Genomic DNA, 1,932 nt, shown 5'->3' with positions numbered 1-1,932 from the left:
CAAGGGCACCGCCGGTGTCATGAAGCGCCACAACTTCAAGGGCGTCTCCGCCTCGCACGGTGCGCATCGCAACCACCGCAAGCCCGGCTCGATCGGTGCGTCCTCGACCCCCAGCCGTGTCTTCAAGGGCATGCGCATGGCCGGCCGTATGGGTGGCGAGCGTGTCACCGTCCTCAATCTCACGGTGCACGCCGTCGACGCCGAGAAGGGTCTGCTCCTGGTCAAGGGCGCCGTCCCCGGGGCTCGTGGCCGCACCGTCTACGTCCGCAACGCAGTGAAGGGTGCCTGATCATGGCCGACTCGACTCTCGCGCTCGACGTGCACAGCGCCGACGGCAAGAAGAACGGCTCGATCGATCTTCCCGCCGCGCTGTTCGACGTCAAGACGAACATCCCGCTCATCCACCAGGTCGTTGTCGCACAGCTGGCGGCGGCTCGCCAGGGCACCCACTCGACCAAGCGTCGCGGTGAGGTCTCCGGCGCCGGCCGCAAGCCCTTCAAGCAGAAGGGCACCGGTAACGCGCGTCAGGGCTCCATCCGTGCCCCGCACATGACCGGCGGTGGCATCGTGCACGGGCCCAAGCCCCGCGACTACGCGCAGCGCACCCCCAAGAAGATGATCGCCGCCGCGCTCCTGGGCGCGCTCAGCGATCGCGCTCGCGGCGGACGTGTGCACGTCGTCGACGGCTTCGGCATCGAGGGCGCCCCGTCCACCAAGGCTGCCGCCGCCGTGCTCACGGCGCTGGCTCCCACCAAGAACGTGCTGGTCGTCATCACCCGCGACGACGACGTGACCGTCAAGAGCGTGCGCAACCTCGCGTACGTGCACGTGCTCACGAGCGACCAGCTCAACGCCTACGACGTGCTCGTCTCGGACGACATCGTCTTCACCAAGGCCGCCTTCGACGCGTTCGTCGCTGCGAAGACCGGCGTCACCGAGGAGGTCTCGGCATGACCGCCAGCGACAAGGACCCGCGCGACATCATTTTCAAGCCGGTCGTCTCCGAGAAGAGCTACGGGCTCATCGACGAAGGCAAGTACACCTTCATCGTCGACCCGCGCGCCTCCAAGACCGAGATCAAGCTCGCCATCGAGAAGATCTTCGACGTCAAGGTCGCCGCGGTCAACACGCTCAACCGCCCGGGCAAGGCCCGGCGCACCCGCTTCGGCACCGGCAAGCGCAAGGACACCAAGCGCGCCATCGTCACGCTCAAGTCGGGTTCCATCGACATCTTCACGGCCGTCGGCTGACAACGGGGATAGAGGACAACCACAATGGCTATTCGCAAGTACAAGCCCACGACCCCGGGTCGCCGCGGCTCGTCGGTGGCCGACTTCGCCGAGATCACCCGATCGACGCCCGAGAAGTCGCTGCTGCGCCCGCTGAGCAAGACCGGTGGACGCAACAACCAGGGCCGCATCACCACCCGCCACATCGGTGGTGGACACAAGCGCCAGTACCGCGTCATCGACTTCCGTCGTAACGACAAGGACGGCATCGACGCAAAGGTCGCTCACATCGAGTACGACCCGAACCGCACGGCGCGCATCGCGCTGCTGCACTACGTCGACGGCACCAAGCGCTACATCCTCGCGCCGAACAAGCTGCGTCAGGGCGACGTCGTCGAGTCCGGTCCCGGTGCCGACATCAAGCCGGGCAACAACCTGCCGCTGCGCAACATCCCCACCGGTACCGTGATCCACGCCATCGAGCTGCGTCCCGGCGGCGGTGCGAAGATGGCCCGTTCGGCCGGCGCCGCGGTGCGTTTGGTCGCCAAGGACGGCCCGTTCGCCCAGCTCCGGCTGCCCTCCGGCGAGATCCGTAACGTCGACGCGCGCTGCCGCGCCACGATCGGCGAGGTCGGCAACGCCGAACAGTCGAACATCAACTGGGGCAAGGCAGGCCGTAACCGGTGGAAGGGCGTGCGCCCGA

General features: G+C 67.3%; 4 protein-coding genes. All 4 read left to right on the top strand.

The window, feature by feature from the left end:
- A partial coding sequence (locus ACK5KK_RS14700; protein WP_416890829.1) for a large ribosomal subunit protein uL3 occupies nucleotides 1-289 on the top strand: 289 nt, incomplete at its 5' end.
- A gap of 2 nt (nucleotides 290-291) precedes the next feature.
- Nucleotides 292-954 (top strand): 50S ribosomal protein L4, encoded by a 663-nt coding sequence (gene rplD, locus ACK5KK_RS14695; protein WP_416890828.1) that lies wholly within the window; start codon nucleotides 292-294, stop codon nucleotides 952-954.
- Nucleotides 951-1,250 (top strand): 50S ribosomal protein L23, encoded by a 300-nt coding sequence (gene rplW / locus ACK5KK_RS14690; RefSeq protein ID WP_416890827.1) that lies wholly within the window; start codon nucleotides 951-953, stop codon nucleotides 1,248-1,250. The genes rplD and rplW overlap by 4 nt, the downstream gene beginning before the upstream one ends.
- Before the next feature lie 24 nt (nucleotides 1,251-1,274).
- The coding region (rplB, locus tag ACK5KK_RS14685) for a 50S ribosomal protein L2 (protein ID WP_416890826.1) at nucleotides 1,275-1,932 on the top strand (658 nt) is incomplete at its 3' end.

Origin of the sequence: Microbacterium sp., assembly GCF_047972865.1 — a bacterium.
Classification (GTDB): domain Bacteria; phylum Actinomycetota; class Actinomycetes; order Actinomycetales; family Microbacteriaceae; genus Microbacterium.
This window is presented reverse-complemented; position numbering and strand designations above follow the sequence as displayed.

Bases quoted from the DNA above. Each gene is read 5' to 3' on its own strand.
- rplD (WP_416890828.1), top strand. From the start codon at position 292: ATGGCCGACTCGACTCTCGCGCTCGACGTGCACAGCGCCGACGGCAAG.
- rplW (WP_416890827.1), top strand. From the start codon at position 951: ATGACCGCCAGCGACAAGGACCCGCGCGACATCATTTTCAAGCCGGTC.